The organism is Bradyrhizobium pachyrhizi (assembly GCF_001189245.1).
GTDB lineage: Bacteria > Pseudomonadota > Alphaproteobacteria > Rhizobiales > Xanthobacteraceae > Bradyrhizobium > Bradyrhizobium pachyrhizi.
This window is the reverse complement of the sequence record NZ_LFIQ01000090.1, coordinates 66,950-71,382: the sequence shown is the minus strand read 5'-3', so window position 1 is coordinate 71,382 and position 4,433 is coordinate 66,950. Positions and strand designations below refer to the sequence as shown.

Annotated in this window: 1 protein-coding gene, 1 tRNA gene and 1 pseudogene (1 of these 3 cut by a window edge); 1 reads left to right on the top strand and 2 read right to left on the bottom strand. The window is 62.2% G+C overall.

What is annotated here, in order from left to right; genetic code table 11:
- Positions 1-26: transfer RNA gene (locus AKL29_RS21985), tRNA-Arg, on the top strand (it extends 58 nt beyond the left edge of the window).
- Between the two features lie 652 nt (positions 27-678).
- On the opposite strand, the gene AKL29_RS21980 is transcribed toward AKL29_RS21985, so the two are convergent.
- Positions 679-3,786, bottom strand: coding sequence for an AAA family ATPase (locus AKL29_RS21980; RefSeq protein WP_283809410.1), 3,108 nt, complete (start codon positions 3,784-3,786; stop codon positions 679-681).
- A gap of 102 nt (positions 3,787-3,888) precedes the next feature.
- Positions 3,889-4,014, bottom strand: a pseudogene (locus AKL29_RS46700) (double zinc ribbon domain-containing protein); the annotation flags it as partial.
- Positions 4,015-4,433: the final 419 nt, after the last annotated feature.

The following is a 4,433-nucleotide window of genomic DNA, read 5'->3' as shown; positions in this document are numbered from 1 at the left end:
ACGTTCGAATCGTGTCGGGTGCGCCATTTCTCCATAGCCGACTCGAACTTACCCCCCTTGCAGCCCATGTTTTCCGTTCTCAATGCGGCGCGAAAGGATGGGCATAGGAGCCTACTTCGGTCATTCCCCGACCTGCTGACGCGTGATGTATCTTTCCATGGGTTCAGGCAAGATCGCATCGTTTAAGGTCAGGAGAGCCCGCAGCAAATACTCCCGGATGCCAGAACGGGGTTTGTTATCGCCGGCATTCTCGATAGCGCAGGTGACAGCGTTCAGGCGCCGTCGGGCAGTCGTACTCGGGCAACAACAGCCACCCTTACCCTTGACCTCGCGATAGCGTGTTAGGTCGGGCCGCGGGGAACACTCAGGTCAAAGCAGGTTCGATTCCAGTTGGCGCGATTGGTGAGACCGGAACTGGATGGGCCATGCCCCTTGCCGACATCTATTTTTTGTCGGCGATCACCGCACGTCATCTTGTTGGTATTTCTGTTGGTATTGACCATCGCGGATAACGAAATATATCGCAACTTCAATTCGTTATGCTGTTAGGCGATTGTCCGCCAGGACCACCAGTGAATTCAGATATCAGAGGCTATTTCACCGCCCCGTAGAGAGTCACCGCACCAGAAGCGCTTCGCTTTGTCGCTTACTCGGCCGCAAATGCCTAAGCGGACGGTTTCAATCATTGCAACTCTCAAGCAACGCCTTTGCCATCTTCAGATCCGGCGTATCGAAGCCTTCGGTGAACCAGGTGTAAATTGGCGCCAGGAGATCGCGGGCTTTGCGGCCTAGGCCCTGATTGCGCCACAGGCGGGCGAGGCTGGTGGCGCTTCGCAGTTCGATTGAGCGCGCGTTCTGCTGGCGCGCGACATCAAGTGCCTTCCGCAGGCACTGCTCCGCCTGTTGCCACTCTGCGGACGCGATACAAAGCTCACCTCGAAGATGATGAATCCTCGCCTCACACCATCTCTCACCGGTTACATTGCCGTGACCAAGCGCCGCTTCCAACAGCTCCATTGCCTCATCGCGACGACCAGCGACGCTACAAGTCTCGGCAAGAATAAATCTGCCTTGCTGGAGGAACGCGCCGACCCCGCCTCGCTCCCATGCGGTCAACCCACTGCGCGCGAGTTGCAGGCCCTCCTCGATCTCGCCGCTGCGCACCAGAGCCCAGCCGCGGAACAGCATTCCTGCGGCTTTCGGCTGGGCGAGCTGATGCTCCTCGCAGAGCGCCAAGGTCTCGGTGCTTGTCACCAGGGCCGCCGCCACATCCGCTCGCAAGATGTGGTACGCGCATACGAACCACAGCGCGTGGGAGAGAGTTGGCGCGTGCTCCATTCGCCGTGCGAACCGCACCGCGCTCTCGGCGTGCTGCGCGGCTCGTTCTGGATGACCTAACATCCACGCCATGATCGCACCGAGCGCGTGGGCGCATACCGCCGGGTCGTGTCCAATGTAGTGGAACGCGTGATGGCGATGCTGCCGCTCATCGTACAGCGCGAGGCCCTGCTCGACCTGCGTATACGCTGTGGCGAAGTCGCCGCACAGCAGGGGCGTCGGCCAGGCAGCATGGTGCGCCTGGAGCAGTAGATTTGGGTCGTTCAAGGAATGAGCGACCCGGAACAGTTCCTGGATCGACTCCCGCGCCTTCCCGAATTCGCCGCGGGTATTGTGGAACAGCCACAGACCAATGAGAGGCGCCACCAAATCGGCCGAGCTGTCCATCGCACGTGCGAGCCCGAGCGCCCGGTCGTAGACTCTTTCCACCTCGGGCGCGGTCCACCCCTGTACATTCATCATCGCCGGTCCGAGTTGTGCGAGAACCTTGAGTTCTGCGGCCGCTCGCCCCGGCGTCTCGGGTTCGGCTTCGAGCAATGCGAGTGCTCGGCGAAAATGTCGAACCGCCTCCGTGTTGGCGGCACGACGCACCGCGTGCTCGCCGGCGACGGTCCAGTGGGGGATGGCGCTTTTGTGAAGACCAGCCTCACCGTAGTGGTAGGCCAGCAGTTCGGGATGGCGTTGCGCGACGGCCGTATCGTCCTGCTCCAATCTCTGCGCGATGGTCCGGTGCAGCTGCCGATGCTGCTTGCGCAGCAGCGTGCTGTAGGCGGCGTCCTGCACCAGCGCGTGTTTGAAGACATAGGACGCTTGTGGCGGGATGCCGGTTTGGAAAAGTAGCCCGGCCTCGACCAGCCGGCCCAACGCATCTCGCACCTCCGTCTGGCTCCGCGGGGTGGCGACTGCCGCGATGAGTTCGTAAGAGAACTCTCGTCCGATAGCCGCGCCGACCTGCGCCATTTCCTTTGCCGCTGGGCCCAGCCGGTCAAGCCGAGCCATCAGTGAAGCGTGCAGCGTCGCGGGCACAGCGCGCGCGGAGGCAGGAGTCCCGGACAGGAGAGCCTTCGCGCCGCTTTTGGCCTCGACGACGGCCTTGGTAAGTTCCTCCACGAAGAGCGGCACGCCGTCCGTCCGCGCGACGATTTCATCTACCGCCTCGCCTGGCAAGGTCCCATTGCTGGCTGCGATGCGCTGCACCAGCGCTGCACTTTCGCGCAGGTCGAGCCGTTTGAGGGTCAGAGTGGTCACGTGAGCCTGATCGGTCCAGGGCGGCGAGTACTCGGGGCGGAAGGTGACTAGCAGCAGCACAGACGACCCCTGCACCCGTTCCACGATATGATCGAGCTGGTCCCGCGATGTCGGATCGATCCAGTGGGCGTCCTCGTAGACCATGAACACCGGCCGCTGCTGTGCGAGCACGACGAGTTGCCGCAGCAGAGCCTCGAAAGTCAGATCCTTCTTGCGCTGAGGCGTGAGGTTCGGGGCCGCGTAACGGCCCGTGGTGGTGGTCGGGATCGACAGCAGTTCGGCAAGGAGCGCGATATCCTCATCCGAGGCTTGCGTCGGAGTGAGCAGGGTCTCCAGCTTCGTGATCTTGATTTCGGGCAGGTCATCACGCGCGAAACCAGCGGCACGCTCCAACTGCGCGATGGTCGGATGCATTGCGCTATCTTGATGGTGTGGCGAGCAGAAATAGCGCAATCTTGCGTGCGGCTCGTCTGCAAGCCGCTGTGCGAACGCAGCGGCCACGCGCGACTTTCCGATGCCTGGCTCGCCCGATAGCAATACGACTTGACCCTCGCCGTTCTTGGCTCGCTGCCAGCATCGGAGTAATAGCTCGAGTTCGCTTTCGCGCCCCACCAGGGGCACCTTCCCCCCGGAGGGATGCAATGCTTCGAAGCGACTTTCGACCGCGCTCTCGCGAAGGACGCGCCAAGCCGGCACCGGTTCGGTAAACCCCTTTACCTCGACTGCCCCGAGGTCGTCGTATTCGAAGAGACCGCCGGCCGAGCGATGCGTCCGTTGGTCGACCAAGACCGCGCTCGGCGTGGCAAGAGCTTGCAGCCGAGCGGCAAGGTTCGGCGTTTCGCCGACCACCGCCTGCTCTTGGGCAGCGCCGGCTCCAATAAGATCACCGACAACGACCAGCCCAGTCGCGACACCGACACGAACCCGCAGCGGCTCCTCCGTGGCAGGAAGAGAGCCGACCGCGTCCACAAGTACAAGACCGGCGCGGATCGCCCGCTCAGCGTCGTCCTCGTGCGCCGCAGGATAGCCGAAGTACACGAGCACCCCGTCACCCATATACTTGGCTACAAAGCCATCGAAACTGCGAATAGTCTCAGCAACGCAGTGATGATATGCGCCGATCACGTCACGCAAGTCCTCGGGATCAAGGCGTGAGGCGAGCACCGTCGAGCCAACCAGATCGCAAAACATCACGGTCAACTGCCGCCGCTCGGCGGAGACACTTGATCGCAGCGAGGCGTCTGGTTGCAGTTCCGGCCGTGCCATAGCCGACCCGGCACTCAGCGTGGCACCGCAATCGCCGCAGAACTTTGAGCCTGGCGGGTTGACGCACCCGCATCGCGGACAAGCAGAGGGCAGCGCTCCCCCGCATTCCGTGCAGAACCGCTTCTCATCGGGCACTTGCGCCCGACAACTCGGGCATTGCATGCAGCACCTGCATGACGGAAAAATTCAACCTACCACAGTCCGGCGAGTGTGGATGCAAAAAACACCATTTGGCGGTCGACCTCACCACAGCGCCACGCTGGCAAAGCCGCACGGCGGATGTTTGGATTATGGAAGTCACCCCAGTTTTGCGTCAGAAACGACCCGTCAAACCACAATGAACGCAATCGAAACCAAACAAAACCGCAGCAAAATCAGCGAAGCCGATCGATATCCGCCGCCCACAACGGTCTGGTTGCAGGTTCGAGTCCTGCCGGACCCGCCACGCTTCGCCCTTTGGGCTACGCGTGGCGCAGCCAGGAGGAGCCCAAAGGGCGAAGGCGGGCCATCAGCTCACAAGCTACGGCTCGGCAGGCCACCATTCCCAACCGCAAGGCCGACGCCGTTCCCGCTGCCAAGCG